Raw genomic sequence first — 17,073 nt, 5'->3', positions numbered from 1 at the left:
GCTGTACGTGGTGAGGCGTACCGGGGTCCCGGTAGTGCGCCTCGCGCCCCTGGTTCAGCGGCGGGTCGGATGGGCGCAGCGTACGTTTCCGGAGGTGATTGCTTTCCGGGGCAGGGTGAGGCCGAAGGCCCGTTCCAGGCCTTCGAAGAAGAGCGCGATGTTGTCCGGCCAGTTGTTTGCCTTCTCCGCGATGCGGAGGTGCAGGTTGAGGAAGGACAGTGGTGCTTCCGGGGCGAACGGCGCCTCGCCCGGGGTGTACCAGATGAGCTCGTACATGTCCCGCCGGTCTTCGGCGCCGTCCTCGATCGGGAAGGGGTTCTGGTACACGCCGTCCTCGAAGTAGCTGAAGGCGTAGATGCCTTTGGCCATGGTCGCGCTGAGCGTGATCCGCTGCTCGGGAGGCGGGTCGAGGGAGCGCGAGAAGGCGTGGTCGACGTCGTGGTAGCCCAGCCACGTCCAGCCGTTCTCCTCCCCGAAGGCCAGCACGCGGGTGAGGTCGTCGGTGCCCTCCCGTGCGTCCCGCTCCTCGACCTGGTGGAGCAGCAGCCCGTCGGCGATATCTTGCGGGTCGGCCCCGTAGGCGAGGGCGACATCCTCGGCGGTCGGCCCTTTGATGAACACGAGTTTCGTGAAGGGTTCTTGGCACCGCCAGCTGCCGGCGATCCATGCCATGCCGTCGCCCACCGGGCCTTGGCGGGCGAGGAACTCCTCGAACGCGGCCGCCTGCTTCGGGGGCATGTAGCCCTGGCGGGCGGTGCGCGCCCTGTCCTCCAGCCAGTCGAGCTCTGCCACGGACCTCAGCTCGGCCACGACCACTCGGTCCCGCACGAAGGTCATCCGCCCCCCGTCGGCGTGTACGTACCGGATGTACGGGGCCTGCGGGTCCGGGCCGAACGGGTGGCCCTGCCCCGATCTGGATCTGGGCCGGTGTCGTGCTCCGTCGCGGGCCCGTTGGGCAAAGTGTTCCAGCTCGGCGAGTTCCGCCGCGGGGAGGAGCACACTCGTTGGCTCGCCGCCCTCGACGACACACACCCGCTTGCCGGTCTCCTCGACGCGACGGACGAGACCCGCGAAGTCCGCTAGGGCGTCGCTCAGTTCAACGTTGTCCATACGAGGGGACATTATCGGCGGAGATGCGCCGGCCGGGCCGGGGGCGGGTTCTGAACCGCCACTACACTACAGAGCGTCACCGTTGTGCGGTCTGACTCGCCACCAAGCGGCCAACGGAGCCGCCAGCAAGAAATCCACGAAACACGGCCACCTGGGGCTTCGAATCCCCAGCCTCGCCAACCAACGATCAAAGCCACACCCGGAGAGCCTGCGGGCAGTCGCCCGGTGGTGGGGCCGCGGCCCGCGACTCCCAGACGCGGGCGGAGTGGGCGGCGCGGACCCGGGGAGGTGAGCAGCGCGACGGAGCGCCGGATGTCCTCCATCGCCGCGCGCAGCCCAGCCGTGATCTTACGGGCCTGTCTGCGGTGAGCGGCGGCCACGCGGGTTCGACGACGGCGTCCTGATCCTGGTCGCGGGTTCCCACGACTCCATCGTCCTCCGGGCCGGCGGCCGGGGCAGGGCGTGCGGAGGAACCGGCGCGACCTCTGTCTCACACCCTCACAGCCTCATAGCTCACCCGATTCTGCCTGGGGAAACGCCCTGTAAGGCTCATGGACCTCACAGGGCAGGACTGTGCGTGACACCGGTGCCGGTCTTCGCGGATCAAGTCGTCTCGCCTACGGTCACCTTCATGAGTAGCGACGGCGTAGTGGTGGATGAGGCGGTCCGTGCGGCGTGGGACACCTACAGGGTCTTGGAGAAGCGGACGCCCGCCAAGGAGCGCCAGGAGGCGCAGCAGCGAGTGAAGGCCGCGATCGACTCCGTCGGGCGTGAGGAAGTCTCCCGGGGCACGGTGTTCCTGGTGGGGGTGCTGACCGGGTACCTGATCGCTGAGCCGCCCGGGGGCGGGGAGCAGCTCGATCCGCTCAATGACCTCATCCCTGCCGTGATCCGTCGGCTGCCCTCATTCGAGATGGCCGACCCGGAGCAGGTGCCGATGGTGACCGGAGTCCTCATGGCCGCCGCCATGGGCATGGACACCGTGGCCTGGCGCGACCGGTTCGGAACGATCGAGCCGAAGGAGGCCATGGTCCACGGCTTCGTGCTGTGGCTGCTCGCCGACCTGTTCGACTCCCTGGCCGACAAGCCGGGAACCATCGACGAGCTGATGCGCGAGACCTTCGAGTCCATGGGCACCTCGGAGGGCTGACGGAGCACGAACGGTGATCGCGGATCGTCGCGGCGCAGGGCAACGTACGACATGCGCGCGGCCGTCAGCCTGGTCGTCGCCCTCGGGACGGTGCTTGCCGTGCAGCCCGGCCGCCGGGGCTGTCGGGTGGTGCCACTGCCTGGGGTGTGACCGAGATACGTGGCAAAGGGGCAACGGGATGATCTTGAAGCCCTGATGCGCTCGGATTTACGTGCGGCGACGTGCAGCGGGGTCGCGTCCGGCGACGTGCCGGGCGACCGAGTCGACGCCGGGGCGGGCGTATCGCTCCAGGGAGCGGACGGATGCGTGGCGGGAGCGGGCCAGCAGCATCGGGGTGGAGGTGCCGTCTTCCGCGTCGTGCGTGAGGGCACTGTGACGTAGCCGGTGCAGGGTCCACCCGTCCAGGTCCTCGATGTCGTCGGGTGAGGCGAGGGGGTTGGCCAGCAGCCGGGTGTTCTCCTCGAAGATCTCCTCAGCGCGGCGGTAGGAGAGCCGGGCCCGGCCGGTCTCCGGGCACACGTCGAGTGTCGGGGTTCCGGCCGGGGCCTTGCGGTCGGTGAGGAACAGCGGGCCGCGGGTGCGGCGGGCGATGAGGCGGGGCAGGAGCTGGGCGGTGCCGGACTGCCAGTGAATCCACTCGGTCGCGCCGCCCTTGGCCGTGATCTTCCCGCGTTTGTCCTGCGGGTAGAGGTCTTCCACGTTCAGGCACAGCACCTCGTCGGCCCGTGCGACGGACTCGTAGAGCATCTTCCACTGCGTCTTCTCCCGTAGCGCGACGTCGAGGCGCCACAGGGCAGCGATCTGGTTCTCCGCGAGAGCCTTGGTGCGGTCCGGTGGCGCCGGCCGTCGCTCGATGCCGATCGTCGGATCGCATTCGATCCAGCCCTGGCGCTGCCACCAGCCGATCGCTTTTCGCGCGATGGACAGCTCCCGGTTGACGGTGTCGGCGTCCATCTCGTCCGCCCGCGCGGCGGCCAGCTCGGCCAGCACTTCCGGCAGCGCCGGGTCGTCGATCGCGGTGACGGGGAAGACGGGCGGCTTCGCGCCTCGGCGGGCGGCTCCAATCGGCGCCGGTTCGCCGGTGAGCATCCATCCCCAGGTCGTCAGCGAGATCCGGTAGATCCGCGCGGAGGACTTCGCGATGCCCGCGCCTGTGAGGTACCGCTCGACCGCCGCGGTGTACGACGCCGGAGCGGCGGACAGGGGCACGACCCGAGCGCGCGGCAGCCGGAGCGCGCCCCCGCTCCCGAGTTCGGTCACTGGTTCGATCCTCATGCCCGCCCCGCCCTTCCGCCACTGCCGCAGTAAATGCGTACACCTCGCCCCGCCGGCCGGAATGCCCCGCCGCAGGTCGCGATGATCACGGTAGGGGCTCCGCCGCAGTAAATCCGGCATTTACTGCGGCAACTGGGGGCTTCAACGAGGACATCCCGGAGGCACCGGTCAGTCCGGGACGAGAGCAACGAAGTTCAGACCTCTGGGCTGACTGGGGAGTAGAGTCCGCACGTGCGTTGATTTTCCGGGCGACGGCCAAGCGCCGCCGCAGATGGTGCAGGAACGACCCTGATGAGTTCGGGTCGCCTGATTGGTATGCCCATCATGATGATCCCGGAGATCACGAAATGACTGCTCAGAACCCCATCACCTACGATGCGTTCGTCGAACTCGCCGTCGCTGATCCATCTGTCGTTGGTCTTGTCCTCAAGGGCTCCCGGGCTCACGAGGGGATGACCACCGAGCACTCCGACCACGACCTGTACGTCGTTCTCGCTGATGTCGCGACAACCGACCTCACCCGGTTCACGGGCCACCGCACCCCGGAACTCGACCTCGTCGTCCTGTCTCTCGACGAGTTCCGCGCCGCCGGAATGCCAGGCTTCGAGCGGTATGCCCTTGCCCGCGCCCGGATCGTGCTCGACCGGCTCGACGGGGCCATCGCCCAGATCCTGGCCGAAAAGGCACGGCTCGACGCCGACGAAGCCTTCCGAGAGGCGGACGCATGGCTCGACGCCTACGCCAACTCCCTCTACCGCTCGGTCAAGAACGACCGCGACGGGCACACGCTCGCGGCCCAGCTCGACGCCGCCGACAGCATCCGGTTCCTGCTGGAGCTGCTCTTCGCACTGGACCGTCGCCCCCGCCCATACAACAAGTACCTGGAATGGGAGCTCGCCCGATTTCCGCTGCCCGGCTGGGACACCGGAACGCTGCTTGACGCTGCGGACCGCATCGCGGGAACGGGCGACGTATCCGCACAGCGCCGCCTCTTCGCCCAGGCCGAGGTAGTGGCCCGGCAGGCCGGGCACGGCGCGGTGCTGGACGCCTGGGGCGAGGACCTACACCTGATGCGAACGCAATAGAAGCGCGGTGTGAGAGCTCCCGGCCTCCGGGGACCAAGTGAAGCGGCAGGAGAAGCCCTCGGGTACGGATTGTCAGGCGGCCTGGCCGACGCCGGCGGGGGTCAGGTCCTGCTCGCGCAGCGGGGTGAAGTCGACGTCGAGCTTCGGGTCGTACGCGTCGGGCTGGATGCCGAGTTCGTGGGTGCTGTACTCGCCGAACCGGTTGATGTGTTCGGTCAGGTACGGCGAGATGCGCGCCAGGTCTTCCGGGTCGATCTCCCATCCCTCCTCAAGGAGCTGGCGCACGATCTCCGCGATGTCCAGGGCGTTGTGGAAGATCACCGCTTCTCTGAACTTCGAGATCGGCGTCGAGGAAGCGGTGTGAACTCGCAGCCTCGGTCAGGGCAGGTGTTGGCGAGTTTCTATCCAAGCGAGAAGTTGATCCCGTATTGGGCCAGGTTGCAGGTGGTTGACGAGCCTGTCCAGATGGGCCGTCAGGTTCTTGTGCCGCCGTAGCTCGCCCATCTGCTCAGCTGTGAGGTCGCGCCAGCGATCGGCGAGAGCACGGGCCTCAGCAGGGGGGAGCGCAAGTGCGGTGACAGTGTCGGCTGCCAACGTCTCGGGGTTCCAGTCGTCATCCTCGTCGTCAGGGCCGAGCTGGTCGATCATCCACATCCGGAGCATGAAGTTCTGCTGAGCTGCTCTTGCTCGAACCCACAGACCGTCGCCGTGCAGACGCTGGTTGGCCCGCAATGACAGCTTGGCCCACTGTTGGCGTTCGCGGGGTTCGTCGGCGCGATAGGCGTGGCCCTGCGCGACGACACGTACCGCCTCAAGCTGCTGGCTTGGGGCGTCCGAGGCGAACGCCTGAAGGCGTTCGATCGTCCAGGTGCTGAGGTCACCGCTTGGGTTTCCGTGATCGGCATCGGCGTTCAAAAGTCCTCGTTCCTGATGGTGGGCATGCCGAGGTCGACTTCGGCTCCCTTGTGGGGACGCCGGTCGACCTGGGCGAGCTTGTCCTTGACTCCCGCAAGGCTGACACGCAGTCCTTCGACTTCGCCGAGCCACCCCTCGCGCTCAGCCTCCGCGATTCGGGCGATGAGATTGTCGCGGATCTCGACCAGCCGGTCGCGCTGGGCAGGGTCGGGCCAGAGCATCGGGCAGCGGACGCAGGCATATCCGAACCAGCCCAACTGGGTCCGGCGGAGGCAGACGATGGGCGGGTTGCTGAATGTAGCGGTCAGAGATCTTGAGGTCGGTGGGGCGTCCGGGCGTGTCGTGCCGCCGGATCGGGTCAGGTCGTCTGTGACAAAGCCCCGGGACCAGGCGAGAATCCAGCGTATGGATGACGCGTTCACACTTCTTCGGCGGGCTGTCGAACTGCTGCCTGAGGACGCCATGGCGGAGAACGGCCAGACGGTCGGGAACGTTCGCGAGGAGATCGCCTTCCAGGAATGGGAGATGGCGCTGGACGTGCTGATCGAGATCGCCGACGTCCATCCCGTGTCCACCGGCTTCTGGGAGATGCTCGCCGAGGCCGCCAGGCAGATGATGCTCGACCGCAGCCGCCGTTGGTGCGAGTGGCGAGCTTGGGAAGTTAGGCACGGCACCGTTCGCGCGACGCTGACTCTGCTGGGCGCCGACGAGGGCGGACGCCAGAGCACCTTCTCAGGGGATGGGCGACTCAGGCCGCTGTGGGACATCGGCAACCGCACCGCAGACGGGCAACGAGATCTGAACATCGCAAGGATCTGGGTGGAGTTCGCGCCGCAACTCGGTCCCGGAGAGACAGCCGACGTTCGTCTGGCCCCCCTTCAACCCGAGCAGTGGCGGCATCTGAAGTCTGGTGACGTGATAGCGATGCACGAGGCCCAACCTCTCGCTGGCATCGCCGAGATCATCGAGGTTCTTCCGCCTGGCGTCTGAGGCCCAGCCGGGTAGCCAGGTACCTGATCCCACTCCACGGGGTCCAGGTGCGAAAGCACCGAGCATGCCGTGGCCGTCATTGTTTATCGGAGCTCAGGCAGTGGTCCGGAGCTCTTCGGGTAACGGCCCTCTTCAAGCCGGAAGAGGTACTTCCGGAGGTCAGCGCCGAGCCCTTCAGTGATGTAGGCGGCAAAGTCCCTCAGCCCCTCTGCGGCTTCCCGCTCGTCAGACCTGTCGCTGGACGACCATCCGGGCAGGAGGGACTCCAGGTACTCGGTGACCCGTCCACGGTCGCGCCACCAGTTCCGAACAGCCTCGGGTGTCCATCGGCTGTCGCCGTCGCAGGCATAGCCGCGGTACGGATCTTCCTGGGCTGCTGTCACCAGGTCCAGGACCTCGGCCGTGGTCGTCGGCTGGCGATACACATATTCACCGAAGTACTCGCCGCCGTAGAGCACATGACGCGGTGCGTGCAGCCGGCCCGTCCAACAGTTGTCGGCGATGCCGGTGTAGAAGGGGCCAGGAACGTTCAACCAGAGCCGGTCCTCCCAACGCCCGCCGAAGGACGTCTCGGGCTCGCCTTCTGGAAGCGCCGCTATCGGTTCCCAGCACAGCTCTTCGTAGGTCATCCGCGAAGCTTAGGACCCGTTGGGAAGGCTGTCTCAGCGTCGGCGCTGCTGCGTCCGGTGTCGCGGCGGATGTCGGGCATGCCGAGGTGAACGGTGGACGGCTGAGTTGCACGCTCGCGCATGGCCTCCAGTTTCTGCGCGGCGGCGGCCAGGGTGGTCTCGATGGCGGCGACCTCGCCGAGCCAGCCCTGGTCTTTGGCCTCTTGGAGACGGTCGACGAGGTTGGCGTGGATCTCCTGGAGGCGTGGCATCTGGGCTGGGTCCACGCGGAGTAGGGGGCACCTGACGCAGGCGTTTTCATGCTGGCACGGGGTCGCGTAGTCGCGGCCGCAGGTCCCCAGGGCGACCTTGCGGAGTTCGAAGTGGGCTAGGAACTCGTCCCACTCGGTGGCGGTGAGCTCGCGGTACTCCTCACTGGGCCGCTCGGTTCTGCGGCGGGCGATGAAGGCCCGGTGATGGGAGATCACGTCCTCCGGGTAGATCGCGGCATAGCCCATGGTGGTGTCCAGAGCGGCGTGGCCGCAGATTTTCGCGGCGATGTGCGGGGGCAGTCCGGAGCGGATGGCGTCGGTCACGAAGATCCTTCTGAAGTCGTGGGGGCGCCATTCGAGCGGGTCGCCGGCCATGGTGATCTGGGCGGACTGCGAGGTCGCGACCAGGCACTCGCGGATGTAGCTGCGGCTCAGCGGCCGGTCCTCGGTGCCGTACCGGCGTTGGAACAGGAACGGCATGGGCGGGCTCCAGGTCTGCTCGAACACGTCGTAGGCCGACACCAGCGGCAGGGCGGCGTTCCCGGCCCGGACCCGGAAGATCACTGCGGTCAGCACCTCCGCCAGCTCCGGGGAGACCAGCAGTAGGCGCTCCGCATCGGTCTTGGACGGGGCGACCTGCAGCATTGGCACCACCTCGCCGGTGGTGGGCAGGGTGTAGGCGATGAAGCTGTGGTGGGTGAGCTCCAGCATCTCCTCGATCCGGATGCCGGTGTGCCGTAGCACCTCCACCGTCGCCCAGGACCAGAACGCCGCCTCCTCCTCGTGGGTCAGGTTCCGCCGCCGACCGGCGGCCACCTCGGTGACGTAGACGCGGCGGGCCTGCCCGGACCTGCAGCGCTCGAACTCCTCCCCGGCGACTTGGAACCGTCCACCAGTTGGTGTCGCGCGAGCCGCAGTGATGCGAGCCTCGGCGTCCTTGCGCTGCCGGTCGACGGCTCGAAGCAGGGCGGGTAGCAGCGGCAGCTGGGTCCTGGTCCGCTGGTCCATCCGGGACTTCACCCCGGACCTGGACTTCTTCGTCGCGCACTCGTTGGCCTTGATCGGACACGGCGCCACCCAGGGCGCCCATCGCGCCGGATCGTCGGCGGCCCAGCGGGCGATGTCCTGGTAGAACGCCCGGATGAACACCAGCTCGCTGCGGAAGTTCACCCGCGGCCGCACCGGGTGGCCCTGGGCGTCACGGATGTAGGCCAGGCGTTCCTTCCACGCCTGCGCGACCTCGGGCGTCAGTCGCAGCGAGTCGATGCCGGGATGGTGGATCTCCAGGTCGCGCCAGAACAACCGGCACAGGTTGCGGGCGATCGAACGCAGCGAGACGTGGTCGAGCTCGGGAGCCCGCTCGGTGAAGTACTCGACCAGCAGGTCACGGACGGCCCGGCACTCGATGGCGTACGCGTCGACGATCTGCTCGACGCTGCGGCGGCCTTCGATGCGAAGCGCCCGCAGCCGCACCGGTGCGCTGGCCGGGAGCACGCCGGTCTCCTTGAGCAGGGCATAGAACAGCGGCCGGCCGGCGCTGCCCCGGAAGTGGTGTTCCTCCAGTGCGGTGGTCAGCTCGATGCAGTCGCCGACGGTGATGTCGCTGACCAGGCCACCCTTGCGGATCACGATCCAGGTGAGCTTGTTCAGGGCGTCGGACCTCGCTGTCGGGGTCGCATGCTGGGCCAGTTGTTCGAGCCGCTGGAAGGCAGCGGGGTCACTGGCGGCCCGGGACTCGGTGAGCATCACCGTCACGCGCTGCCGCAGCAGCCACGGGTAGCTGGGGCGGATCGCCTGCCCGGCGACCAGGAGCACCAGTCCCGTGGCCAGTTCATCGCGCCAGTGGCCCTTGGGTGTGCCGCGTCCCTGCAGGGGCAGATCGGTCCACTCGAAGCCGGCGTCGTCCGCCCCGCTGGCCATCCAGCGATCCTGCCAGGTCTCTCCGGGCTGGCCTTCGAGCTAGTCCAGCAGCTTGCCCAGGCCCCGCCGCCGAGTCTTGTCGCGGGTCAGGCCCGCACCGGGGTCGGTGAACCGGCCCAGCAGCCGGTCGACCAGGCGCTCCCGGCTCTGACGGGCCTGCCACCAGCTCGCTTCTCCGACTCGCGGTTTTCGAGGCCCCGAGCGGGGCCTGGTATGGAGGACCCCCGCCGAGCCGGAATGGTTGCCGGGGTGCTCAAGAGTCGCCTACTGCGGCACACGGTCACACCTTGACGAAGGACATAGAGGCACCCCCCACAGGTCACATAGATCGCCCTGGCGGTGACCGCTTCGTGGACCGCCGAAAGGAAGCGGGCGATGTCCAGGATCCGGTACGCCTGCGCGCGGCTGATGCCGAACTCCGCGTCGCAGTACGCCTTCCAATTCGGGTAGCCGAGAGAGAAGCCAGATGCGGGCAGCGAGCACCGCTTTCCGCAGGCTGACCGTGATCTCCCAGGCGGTGGGCTGCGGTCAGTGGCGGCAGCGAGGTTTGTGGCCGTGCACCTGGTCCTTGTTGTGCTCGCCTACGACTTCATCGTCCTGCGCGCCGGCAAGCTTCACCGGGTGGTGGCTACGACCGGAAACAGCCTGCCCCGGCAGTTGCGATGCCGGGCAGGGCATTGTCACGGTCTATCCGAGCCAGGTAATGGTGAGGACGGACAGGCGGTGCAGGGGGCGGTTCACCCAGTAGGTGAGGGACAGCTGGCCGACGGAGGCGTGGCGGACGTCCTGGCCCTCCAGGTCGTCGGCGTTCCACTGCCGAAAGCCCCACGGGTCGGCCGCGGCCGTGTCCAGGACGTCCCACACCATGTCTTCGACGTCCTCGGGCAGGGTGTCGAGTACCTTCGCGGCCGGAGCTGAAAAGCTGACCGCGTACGGCCGCCCGGTCACCGGCGTCTTTCCCGCAGGTCCGCCATGTCGATGAACTCGCTGTCGTCGTAGCCGGAGGCGACGAACGCGTCGACCGCCGGGGCGGAGGCGAGACGGCCCTGCCAGTCCTGGACGACCTCGTACAGCCCGGCGAGGGAGAATGTACGGCGGGACTCCTCCAGCGCCGCCGCCCACTCCCGTTCGAAGGCCGGCACCCACTGATCAGCGCGCTGGTCGGCGCGCAGCTGGGCGAGGAGTTCGGCCGGCGCCCCGGGTGCGGGGGCGTACGGCGTGAAGGGTGCGTGGTCGGGCTGTGCGCTCATCGGCTGGTCCTCCCGGCGGGTCGTCCCCTCACGGTACGCGCGCCGGGAGGCCATGGATGCTGACATGCGGCGATCCCTGTACTGCGGGCGACGCTTCTGCCATGCAGGAGATACGGTGACGGCGAAGGGCGTGGAGCCAGTTCCAGGACCACCACCCAACTTCACCCCCGCCCAACCGACGTCACGTACCTTGACCTCGTCGAGGTAGGCCACGATCGAGACCCAGCAACGCGCCCCGAAGACATCGGCGACCTCCTCGCCACCCGGCCGAGGCCACCAGTCCGGACGCCGGGCGACGTCGACGAGCAGGCCCTCCACCGCAGCCCGCGCCCTGTGGGAAGGCGCCAAGGCAGCTCCAGACAGTGGCTGCAAGATCTGCTTGATTGGGTAGGGCCAGCTGTGAGGGTCGGCCGTCGAGTGTGTTCTTTTGGCCGCCGACCCTCACTGGATAGAGGCGACTCGTCAGCCGTGGTAGGCGATGTAGCCGTTGCCGTCCTTGTCGTTGGCCTTCTTGGTGTAGGCGTGGACGTCGGCTCGGACTCCACCCGGCTTGTAGAAGTAGATGGTGTCCTTGTCGTTGTTCCAGATGAAGTTGCAGTTCTGGCGGTAGACGACGTTCTTGGCGTCTGAGTCGGCGCCGCGGCCGCCGCGCAGACTGACCTGGTCGCCCGGCTGCAGGACGTGGCTGTTCTTGAAGGTGAACGTGTTTCCGGCGGCGTCCTTGACCTTGTAGCCCTTCAGGTTCACGGTCGCCGTCTTCGAGTAGTTCTTGATCGTCAGGTACTCGTTCTTGGTGTTGCCGCCAGAGCACTTGTTGGAGTCCCGGCCCGGAGCGTCGTACTGGACGCCCTTGATCTTCAGGGCCGAGGAGTACTCGGCCGCCTGTGCCGGCACTACTACCGCGAGCCCGAGTGCGGCGGCAGCCGCAGTAGTCACGGCAGTGGTCAGGACGTAGCGGATACGCATGAAGAAATCCCCCTCAGTGGTGCGAACGGAGCGCCCGCAGCCTACTGGAGGTGATCGTGCAGTGATGACTAAGTGAAGAAAGCGTGACCATGCCATCGAGTGGGAAGCAGCCTGATGCTTGGGGAGTCCAGGTGGACCCTGGACAAGTCGTAGTGGCGGGGCCACTATCTCCTTGGTCAAGCCGCGGGGGTGCCTGAGGGGCCCTCGGTGGAAGCGTCAGTCGTGTCGGCTCCGGCGTATCTGTAGGTCCAGCCGGCGGCAGTATCGGGGGCCGGGACGGCTTCGTAGATGTGCCAGGCAGCAGGGTTTCCAGGTGTCTGTCCGCTGCCGCCGCGAGCACGAAGGCGTGCGGGTGGAAGCCCGTCCTGATCGAGCTGGACGATTTTGGTTTGTCCGTTGAATGGGCCACCGGTCACCTTGATGCCAACGGTGCTGTTGACCACCTCGCCGGCGAGCCAGCGGTGGATGAGTTTCATGTGCTCGGAATCCTCGGCCCCCATCTCCGAAGCTGATCACGCACCTGCCCGCAGGACAAGAAGGTCTCAAGTCGATGCGGCAGGACGGGCCTCGTAGAAAGTTCCATCGCGGAGCATCGCGAAGAGGACGTTCGCCCGCCGCCTGGCGAGGCAGAGCAGGGCCTGCGTGTGGTGCTTCCCCTGGACGATCTTCTTGTCGTAATAGGTCCGCGATGCCGGGTCGCCCAGGGCGGCGAACGCGGAGAGGAAGAAGGTCCGTTTGAGCTGCTTGTTTCCGCATCGGGATAGGTTGTTTGCCGCGGATCGAGGAGCCGGAAGTACGGGTCGCTGGGGCGAGTCCGGCTTGGACGTCATCTCATTTGGTGCGTGAACGTAGGGCTGGTGCTTGTGCTGTGGCACGTATCTGACCTGCTGGTTGCGCCATACTCCACGGGTGACTACACCGATAGGACCCGTAATCCTCTTCGATGACGACTATTACATGTACGTCCTCCAGGACCGAGCGTCCGCCGAGGCATGGTGGGAGATGCCCGACGAGTACACCTGTGGGTTCGACGCCCTGGCCAGACCGTTGTACATGACAGGTGAGCCGCACCAGGTCGCCCTTGAGCTCAGTGGTGATGAACCGGCCGAGGCAGACCTGCGTCGTCTCGTCGCCGACCACTACCAGCGGTTCCTTCATGGGCAGGCGCCGCCCCGAACCTCCGTTCTTTCAGAGTTCGTGGCGGGGCTGCCTGTCGAGGGCTCGTAGAGCGAGGGCCTTCGTTCGGTACCACGCCAGCGAATCAGGACGTGATCCTGCGGTAGCAGATCAGGGTGCAGGCGATGCTGGTGAAGGGGAAGTGCTCGGCTTTTTGCTTATAGCGGCGGTGGAGTCGGCGAGCCACGACATCGTGCGTTCGACGGCCCACGGGTGGCGTCCTAGTCGCTGTGATGACTCGATTCCCTTGCGCGCGATGCGCTGCTGAATGCCACGCTGGCGTAACCACCGTCGCAGGTGGGAGTAGTCATAGCCCTTGTCGGCGTGGAGCTTCTCGGGTTTGCGGCGCCGCGGTCCGCGGCGGGAGCGGATCGGCAGTATTCCTTGCACGAGCGGGATCATGGCCTGACTGTCTGTCGTGCATGTTCGCCCCCGAGATTCCGACGGAAAGGGGCAGGACGGTTCGTTCGGTGACCAAGTGGATCTTCGCCCCGTACTTGCCCCGATCGACAGGATTCGGACCTGTCAGATCCCCCATTTTCAGGGCCCGCATGTTCACCGAGTCGATCGCGCGGCGGGACCAGTCCAACTCGCCCCGGGAGCCGAGCTCGTCGAGCACCACGCGGTGGAGCTTGGCCCACACCCTGGCCTTCGACCACCGAAGAAGCGTCGATGGGCCGTCGCCCCTGACGGCCCGAACGAAGCCGTTGACAACTGCTGCCACGTACAGCCTGACGTGGCAACGAACACGATCGCGGCCAGCACCTCACGATCACCACGTCGACGCCGACCGTCCCCCTGAGGCCGCGAGGGCGCCTCCGGCACCACCCGCTGGAACAGCTCCCACAACTCATCCGGCACCAGCCGCTCAACGATCCCCACCATGAACGACAGCCCTACCTGACCAAATGAGATGTCTTCTTAGGCAGCGAGGTGGCCGACGGTCGGGAAGGTACTGCCGTTACCTCGATCAATATCCGTGCTCCGGTCCTGACGCCGACTCCCGGCATCGCGCTGATGGGTCTTGATCTCGTCGAAGACGAGATCGATCTCCCAGCGTCGTGCGTACAGTTCGGCGAGGTCGGCAGCCGGGTACTTCTTGTGGTCCATCAGGCTGGTGATCAGCCGGATCACCTCATGGCGCCGCCCTGCCAGGCGCGGTCGTTCACAAGCCGGGCGGTGGGGTGTGGGACGTCCCGCGTAGCCGGAATTCGGCGATGCGGTACGTCTCCTGCGACTGCACAGTGAGCCCCACCAGATCGCCGTTGTCGAAGCGGAGCGGGTAGAGGTGGAGCCACCAGATCCCGCCCTGGAACTCGTAGGCCACCCACAGAACTTGGCCGTTCCGCATTGCCGAGGTGAGGACCTTGAGGGCGTACCGGTGGGCGGGACTTCCGGCGCCGCGTGCCGCTGCCCGCGCCTCATCGGCTTCGGGTTTCTCTGCGGTTGCGCGCCGGTTCCTGGCAGCGGCCCGCCGCTCGGCCCGGCGTGGTCGCCACTCGTAGACGTAGCCACTGTAGAGAAGGCCGATCACGATGGCAGCGAGTAGTCCGCCCAGGGTGATGATTCCGGCCGTGCCCAGCGACGGGCCGGCCTTGCGTCCCGAGACGACCAGGGAAAGCGTCACCAGCCCACTGAGCACCACCAGTACCACCACACCGATGGCCAGCAACTGCTGCGTCGTCAAGCTCCGCGAGATCACTTCGTCGCCGGACAGCACCCGCGGCGGGGGCAGCGCGGAGCCGGGCAGCGGTCTGGTGAGGGCGGGGGTGGGGGCCGGGTCGGGGGTTGAGTCCGAGGCCGGCTTCGGGTTCGGGCTGGGGCTCGGGTACGAGGGGATCACCGCTCCGCCCCCGCCCAGCACGGCCGGGTCGTTCGGATTCGCGGGGACGCCGACGACCGCTGAGGCATCAGAGGTGATCGCGTCCGGGTCGATCACCGTCGCGTTCCGGGAAGGTGCCGCCACCGGCGGGGGCGGCGCGTCCACCGGCAGGGGCAGCGCCGCGATCCGTTCCCGCACCGCGGCTGCGCTCGGCGGCCGGTCCCCCGGCGCTTTGGCGAGGAGATCCAGCACCAGCGTGTCCCACGCGGCCGGAAGTCCGTCCCTGAGCGCTCCGGGCGGCAAGGGAGCCTCGTCGACGTGCTGACGCAGAAGGCGGTGCCAAGGTCCCTCGGAGAATGGCGGCCTGCCGACCAGGGCTGCGTACAGCAGGCAGCCCAGGGCGTAGAGATCGCTACGGCCGTCGAGTGCGGTCGCGCCGATGGCCTGCTCGGGAGACATATAGGCGAACGTGCCCACCAAATGGCCGGAACGGGTGAGGGTGGACAGGTCGAGTCCCTCGCCCTCCAGGCGGGCGATGCCGAAGTCCAGGACGGTGGCGTGCCCGTCGGGGCCGATCATCACGTTTGCGGGCTTCAGATCACGGTGCACGATCCCCGCCCGGTGCATGACCGACAACGCCGCGCAGATCCCGTCGCCCCAGCGGGTGATCTCCGCGAGTGACGGGGTGCGGGCATCGAGCAGCCGGTTCAACGGCTCACCCGGGATCTCCTCCATCACCAGGTACAGCAGTGGACGTCCGTCGACGAACGCCTCGCCCGAGTCGTGCGCCTCCACGATGTGCGGGTCACGCAGCAGCGAAGCCACCTGGATCTCCCGGCGGAACCTGCGGGCTAGCTCGGAGGTCTCCGACTCGACGAAACCCGTCAGCGTCTTCACAGCGACGCTACGCCGGCGCAGTTGGTCACTGGCCCGCCACACGGTCCCCATGCCGCCCGCGCCGAGCGGCTCCCGTAACTGGTAGCGGCCGCCGAGTATCGCCCCCCGCATGTCACCCTCTCCCGCGCGGCGCACCGTCGGCGCGTCCGCCGGATCATTGTTGACCGAACAGGCCGGGGTCGCCAGCCATTCCCACCGACCGAAGGCCCCACCGTCGCCTCGCCGACCGACAGCTGGCCCGCGAGTGCGGAGCAGGTGACCCCGTTCCTCGCGATCGTCGTCAACTGGGCACGGACGACGCGACACGGTGGTTCGGGGCGGCCCGCAAGGCCCACCAGCATGTGGTGACAGCGGAGCAGGACCGAGCCCATCGCTTCGGGTTCGCCCATCACCTGGACGTGGAGACCGACTCCCACCAGGAGATCTCCCTCCCCGTCGTGGTCGACTTCGGGGCGATGAAGGGGCTGTACGAGGTCACGCGCCGGGACTCCGGCGTTGACGTCGGAGTGTTCTTTGACTGCGCACTGCGGGCGTACTCGCGCTGCAGCATCCGGCCCGCCAGCTGTAGCAGCTGAGACCGCGTGGAGCTATCCCCGAGCATCGACCGCCGGCTGCACGGGGTGAGGCGGACCTTGCTACACGTGCAGCACTCGTGTGCCGTCTCTGCCGTACGAATGCTGCGCTGCGCTCCCCAGCAGACATGCAGCAGGCGTCTTCCGGCCCGCAACTACGCTCCGACCGCGGCACCTTCCGCACCCCCAGGTCCCATCAGCAGGTCTGCGAGCCCTTCAGTCGCATCGTCACCGCGCACGCTCTGCGTGTTGAAGCTGATCTGGCCGTCTCCCGCATCGGCAACCAGGACAGCCATGTGAGTGCTGTCCTCATTGTGCTGCGGACTCCAGACCAAGACGCCGCCGGCCATGCGACGATCCCTCGGAAGCGGCAGCCCGGCCGTAGGCGCCTGAACTGCTGACGCGCGGAAGCGCCTGGCTACAGCAGTCCGAGTTCCGTGTCCGGGCGGCAATGGACACAGGCCCGGAGGCCGTCCGCGAGGCGCGCATCAGGTCGAGTGCCCGCCACGCGGCCTCGTTCATCCGGGGGCGGGGGGTTACTCCACACCACGCTCACACCGGGAATCGCCGCTCAAGATCGCCGGACCCGGGCGTGGCTGTGGGCTATGGGTGGGTGGCGACGAGTTCGATTTCGAAGTGGTCGGTGTTCTCGAGGTATGCGGCGTGCTGGTGGGTGCCGCCTGCGTGGGGGTGGCGGTCGGGGAAGAGGAGGGTCCAGCCGGTGCTGAGGGCCTTTTCGGTGAGTGCGTCGACTTCGTCGGTGGTCGGGACGTGGAAGGCGAGGTGGTTGAGGCCGGGTGCGCAGCGGTCGTGGTGGTGGTGGGTGAGTGCGGGGGATTGTTCGAAGACGAGGTAGGTGTGGTTCAGGCGCCAGCTGCGTCCGTTGTCCCAGGTCTGGTGGAGGGTGTAGCCGAGGCTTTCGAGGAGCCAGCCCCATTCGGTGGTGGCGCGTGGGAGGTCGGGGACCCAGATTTCGACGTGGTGGAGGGTTCCTGCCGGGGGCGGGGAGGGGGCTTTGGTGGTGTGGGGCATGGTGGTGGGCTTCCTGGGTCGGTCGGTCGGCTG

The 17,073-nt window shown here is 67.6% G+C and carries 19 protein-coding genes and 2 pseudogenes; 5 read left to right on the top strand and 16 right to left on the bottom strand.

Features of this window, described 5'->3' with window-relative positions; genetic code table 11:
• Positions 1-54: 54 nt before the first annotated feature.
• Positions 55-1,110, bottom strand: coding sequence for a type II toxin-antitoxin system prevent-host-death family antitoxin (locus tag OG912_RS38815; protein WP_327713273.1), 1,056 nt, complete (start codon positions 1,108-1,110; stop codon positions 55-57).
• A gap of 631 nt (positions 1,111-1,741) precedes the next feature.
• Here OG912_RS38815 and OG912_RS38810 point away from each other — a divergent pair.
• Positions 1,742-2,260: a hypothetical protein gene (locus tag OG912_RS38810; RefSeq protein ID WP_327713272.1), complete on the top strand. Its 519-nt coding sequence runs from the start codon at positions 1,742-1,744 to the stop codon at positions 2,258-2,260.
• A gap of 207 nt (positions 2,261-2,467) precedes the next feature.
• Here the strand turns inward: OG912_RS38810 and OG912_RS38805 are convergent, their stop codons facing one another.
• The gene (locus OG912_RS38805; protein ID WP_327713271.1) at positions 2,468-3,535 is read right to left on the bottom strand and encodes a tyrosine-type recombinase/integrase; all 1,068 of its coding nucleotides are present in this window, start codon (positions 3,533-3,535) and stop codon (positions 2,468-2,470) included.
• A 347-nt stretch (positions 3,536-3,882) separates the two neighbouring features.
• On the opposite strand from OG912_RS38805, the gene OG912_RS38800 reads away from it, so the two are divergent.
• Positions 3,883-4,620 (top strand): hypothetical protein, encoded by a 738-nt coding sequence (locus tag OG912_RS38800; protein ID WP_327713270.1) that lies wholly within the window; start codon positions 3,883-3,885, stop codon positions 4,618-4,620.
• Positions 4,621-4,692: 72 nt separating this feature from the next.
• On the opposite strand, the gene OG912_RS38795 is transcribed toward OG912_RS38800, so the two are convergent.
• Genes OG912_RS38795 through OG912_RS38785 form a run of 3 tightly spaced genes read right to left on the bottom strand, consistent with a single transcriptional unit; the run spans position 4,693 to position 5,756 of the window.
• Positions 4,693-4,941: a Tn3 family transposase gene (locus tag OG912_RS38795; protein ID WP_327713269.1), complete on the bottom strand. Its 249-nt coding sequence runs from the start codon at positions 4,939-4,941 to the stop codon at positions 4,693-4,695.
• A gap of 57 nt (positions 4,942-4,998) precedes the next feature.
• Complete coding sequence (locus OG912_RS38790; RefSeq protein ID WP_327713268.1) at positions 4,999-5,535, bottom strand: hypothetical protein; 537 nt, start codon at positions 5,533-5,535, stop codon at positions 4,999-5,001.
• Entirely contained in the window at positions 5,532-5,756 is a 225-nt protein-coding gene (locus tag OG912_RS38785; RefSeq protein WP_327713267.1) for a hypothetical protein, read from the bottom strand. The genes OG912_RS38790 and OG912_RS38785 overlap by 4 nt, the downstream gene beginning before the upstream one ends.
• Positions 5,757-5,940: 184 nt before the next feature.
• Between OG912_RS38785 and OG912_RS38780 the strand changes: the two genes are divergently transcribed.
• Entirely contained in the window at positions 5,941-6,525 is a 585-nt protein-coding gene (locus tag OG912_RS38780; protein ID WP_327713266.1) for a hypothetical protein, read from the top strand.
• 83 nt (positions 6,526-6,608) lie between these two features.
• Here the strand turns inward: OG912_RS38780 and OG912_RS38775 are convergent, their stop codons facing one another.
• From OG912_RS38775 to OG912_RS38745, 7 genes and pseudogenes are all read right to left on the bottom strand, one after another.
• Positions 6,609-7,154, bottom strand: coding sequence for a hypothetical protein (locus OG912_RS38775; protein WP_327713265.1), 546 nt, complete (start codon positions 7,152-7,154; stop codon positions 6,609-6,611).
• Positions 7,151-9,325 (bottom strand): site-specific integrase, encoded by a 2,175-nt coding sequence (locus OG912_RS38770; protein ID WP_327713264.1) that lies wholly within the window; start codon positions 9,323-9,325, stop codon positions 7,151-7,153. Before OG912_RS38770 ends, OG912_RS38775 begins: the two co-directional genes overlap by 4 nt.
• 687 nt (positions 9,326-10,012) lie before the next feature.
• Positions 10,013-10,273, bottom strand: coding sequence for a hypothetical protein (locus OG912_RS38765; RefSeq protein ID WP_327713263.1), 261 nt, complete (start codon positions 10,271-10,273; stop codon positions 10,013-10,015).
• Positions 10,270-10,575 carry a DUF6247 family protein gene (locus OG912_RS38760; RefSeq protein WP_327713646.1) on the bottom strand — a complete coding sequence of 102 codons (306 nt, stop codon included), beginning with the start codon at positions 10,573-10,575 and terminating at the stop codon, positions 10,270-10,272. The genes OG912_RS38765 and OG912_RS38760 overlap by 4 nt, the downstream gene beginning before the upstream one ends.
• Before the next feature lie 462 nt (positions 10,576-11,037).
• On the bottom strand, positions 11,038-11,541 hold the full coding sequence (locus tag OG912_RS38755) for a lamin tail domain-containing protein (protein WP_327713262.1): 504 nt from the start codon (positions 11,539-11,541) through the stop codon (positions 11,038-11,040).
• A gap of 176 nt (positions 11,542-11,717) precedes the next feature.
• A complete protein-coding gene (locus OG912_RS38750; protein WP_327713261.1) occupies positions 11,718-12,017 on the bottom strand; it encodes a hypothetical protein in 300 nt (99 codons plus the stop codon).
• Positions 12,018-12,083: 66 nt separating this feature from the next.
• Positions 12,084-12,360, bottom strand: a pseudogene (locus OG912_RS38745) (transposase); the annotation flags it as partial.
• A gap of 90 nt (positions 12,361-12,450) precedes the next feature.
• Between OG912_RS38745 and OG912_RS38740 the strand changes: the two are divergent.
• Positions 12,451-12,768 carry a hypothetical protein gene (locus OG912_RS38740; RefSeq protein ID WP_327713260.1) on the top strand — a complete coding sequence of 106 codons (318 nt, stop codon included), beginning with the start codon at positions 12,451-12,453 and terminating at the stop codon, positions 12,766-12,768.
• Between the two features lie 34 nt (positions 12,769-12,802).
• Here OG912_RS38740 and OG912_RS38735 read toward each other — a convergent pair.
• The 3 genes and pseudogenes from OG912_RS38735 to OG912_RS38725 form a co-directional block, all read right to left on the bottom strand.
• Positions 12,803-13,602 (bottom strand): annotated as a pseudogene (locus tag OG912_RS38735) (IS5 family transposase).
• A gap of 36 nt (positions 13,603-13,638) precedes the next feature.
• A complete protein-coding gene (locus OG912_RS38730; protein ID WP_327713259.1) occupies positions 13,639-13,851 on the bottom strand; it encodes a hypothetical protein in 213 nt (70 codons plus the stop codon).
• A gap of 31 nt (positions 13,852-13,882) precedes the next feature.
• On the bottom strand, positions 13,883-15,547 hold the full coding sequence (locus OG912_RS38725; RefSeq protein ID WP_327713258.1) for a serine/threonine-protein kinase: 1,665 nt from the start codon (positions 15,545-15,547) through the stop codon (positions 13,883-13,885).
• A gap of 233 nt (positions 15,548-15,780) precedes the next feature.
• On the opposite strand from OG912_RS38725, the gene OG912_RS38720 reads away from it, so the two are divergent.
• Complete coding sequence (locus OG912_RS38720; RefSeq protein WP_327713257.1) at positions 15,781-16,011, top strand: hypothetical protein; 231 nt, start codon at positions 15,781-15,783, stop codon at positions 16,009-16,011.
• 600 nt (positions 16,012-16,611) lie between these two features.
• Here OG912_RS38720 and OG912_RS38715 read toward each other — a convergent pair.
• Entirely contained in the window at positions 16,612-17,040 is a 429-nt protein-coding gene (locus OG912_RS38715; protein WP_327713256.1) for a VOC family protein, read from the bottom strand.
• Positions 17,041-17,073: the final 33 nt, after the last annotated feature.

Origin of the sequence: Streptomyces sp. NBC_00464, assembly GCF_036013915.1 — a bacterium.
Taxonomy (GTDB): domain Bacteria; phylum Actinomycetota; class Actinomycetes; order Streptomycetales; family Streptomycetaceae; genus Streptomyces.
The sequence above is the reverse complement of the archived record's forward strand: the minus strand, read 5'-3'. Positions and strand labels throughout refer to the sequence as shown.

Bases quoted from the DNA above. Each gene is read 5' to 3' on its own strand.
- OG912_RS38785 (WP_327713267.1), bottom strand. From the start codon at position 5,756: ATGCTCTGGCCCGACCCTGCCCAGCGCGACCGGCTGGTCGAGATCCGC.
- OG912_RS38715 (WP_327713256.1), bottom strand. From the start codon at position 17,040: ATGCCCCACACCACCAAAGCCCCCTCCCCGCCCCCGGCAGGAACCCTC.
- OG912_RS38755 (WP_327713262.1), bottom strand. From the start codon at position 11,541: ATGCGTATCCGCTACGTCCTGACCACTGCCGTGACTACTGCGGCTGCC.
- OG912_RS38725 (WP_327713258.1), bottom strand. From the start codon at position 15,547: ATGCGGGGGGCGATACTCGGCGGCCGCTACCAGTTACGGGAGCCGCTC.
- OG912_RS38815 (WP_327713273.1), bottom strand. From the start codon at position 1,110: ATGGACAACGTTGAACTGAGCGACGCCCTAGCGGACTTCGCGGGTCTC.
- OG912_RS38750 (WP_327713261.1), bottom strand. From the start codon at position 12,017: ATGAAACTCATCCACCGCTGGCTCGCCGGCGAGGTGGTCAACAGCACC.
- OG912_RS38760 (WP_327713646.1), bottom strand. From the start codon at position 10,575: ATGAGCGCACAGCCCGACCACGCACCCTTCACGCCGTACGCCCCCGCA.
- OG912_RS38770 (WP_327713264.1), bottom strand. From the start codon at position 9,325: ATGGCCAGCGGGGCGGACGACGCCGGCTTCGAGTGGACCGATCTGCCC.
- OG912_RS38780 (WP_327713266.1), top strand. From the start codon at position 5,941: ATGGATGACGCGTTCACACTTCTTCGGCGGGCTGTCGAACTGCTGCCT.
- OG912_RS38800 (WP_327713270.1), top strand. From the start codon at position 3,883: ATGACTGCTCAGAACCCCATCACCTACGATGCGTTCGTCGAACTCGCC.
- OG912_RS38805 (WP_327713271.1), bottom strand. From the start codon at position 3,535: ATGAGGATCGAACCAGTGACCGAACTCGGGAGCGGGGGCGCGCTCCGG.
- OG912_RS38810 (WP_327713272.1), top strand. From the start codon at position 1,742: ATGAGTAGCGACGGCGTAGTGGTGGATGAGGCGGTCCGTGCGGCGTGG.
- OG912_RS38775 (WP_327713265.1), bottom strand. From the start codon at position 7,154: ATGACCTACGAAGAGCTGTGCTGGGAACCGATAGCGGCGCTTCCAGAA.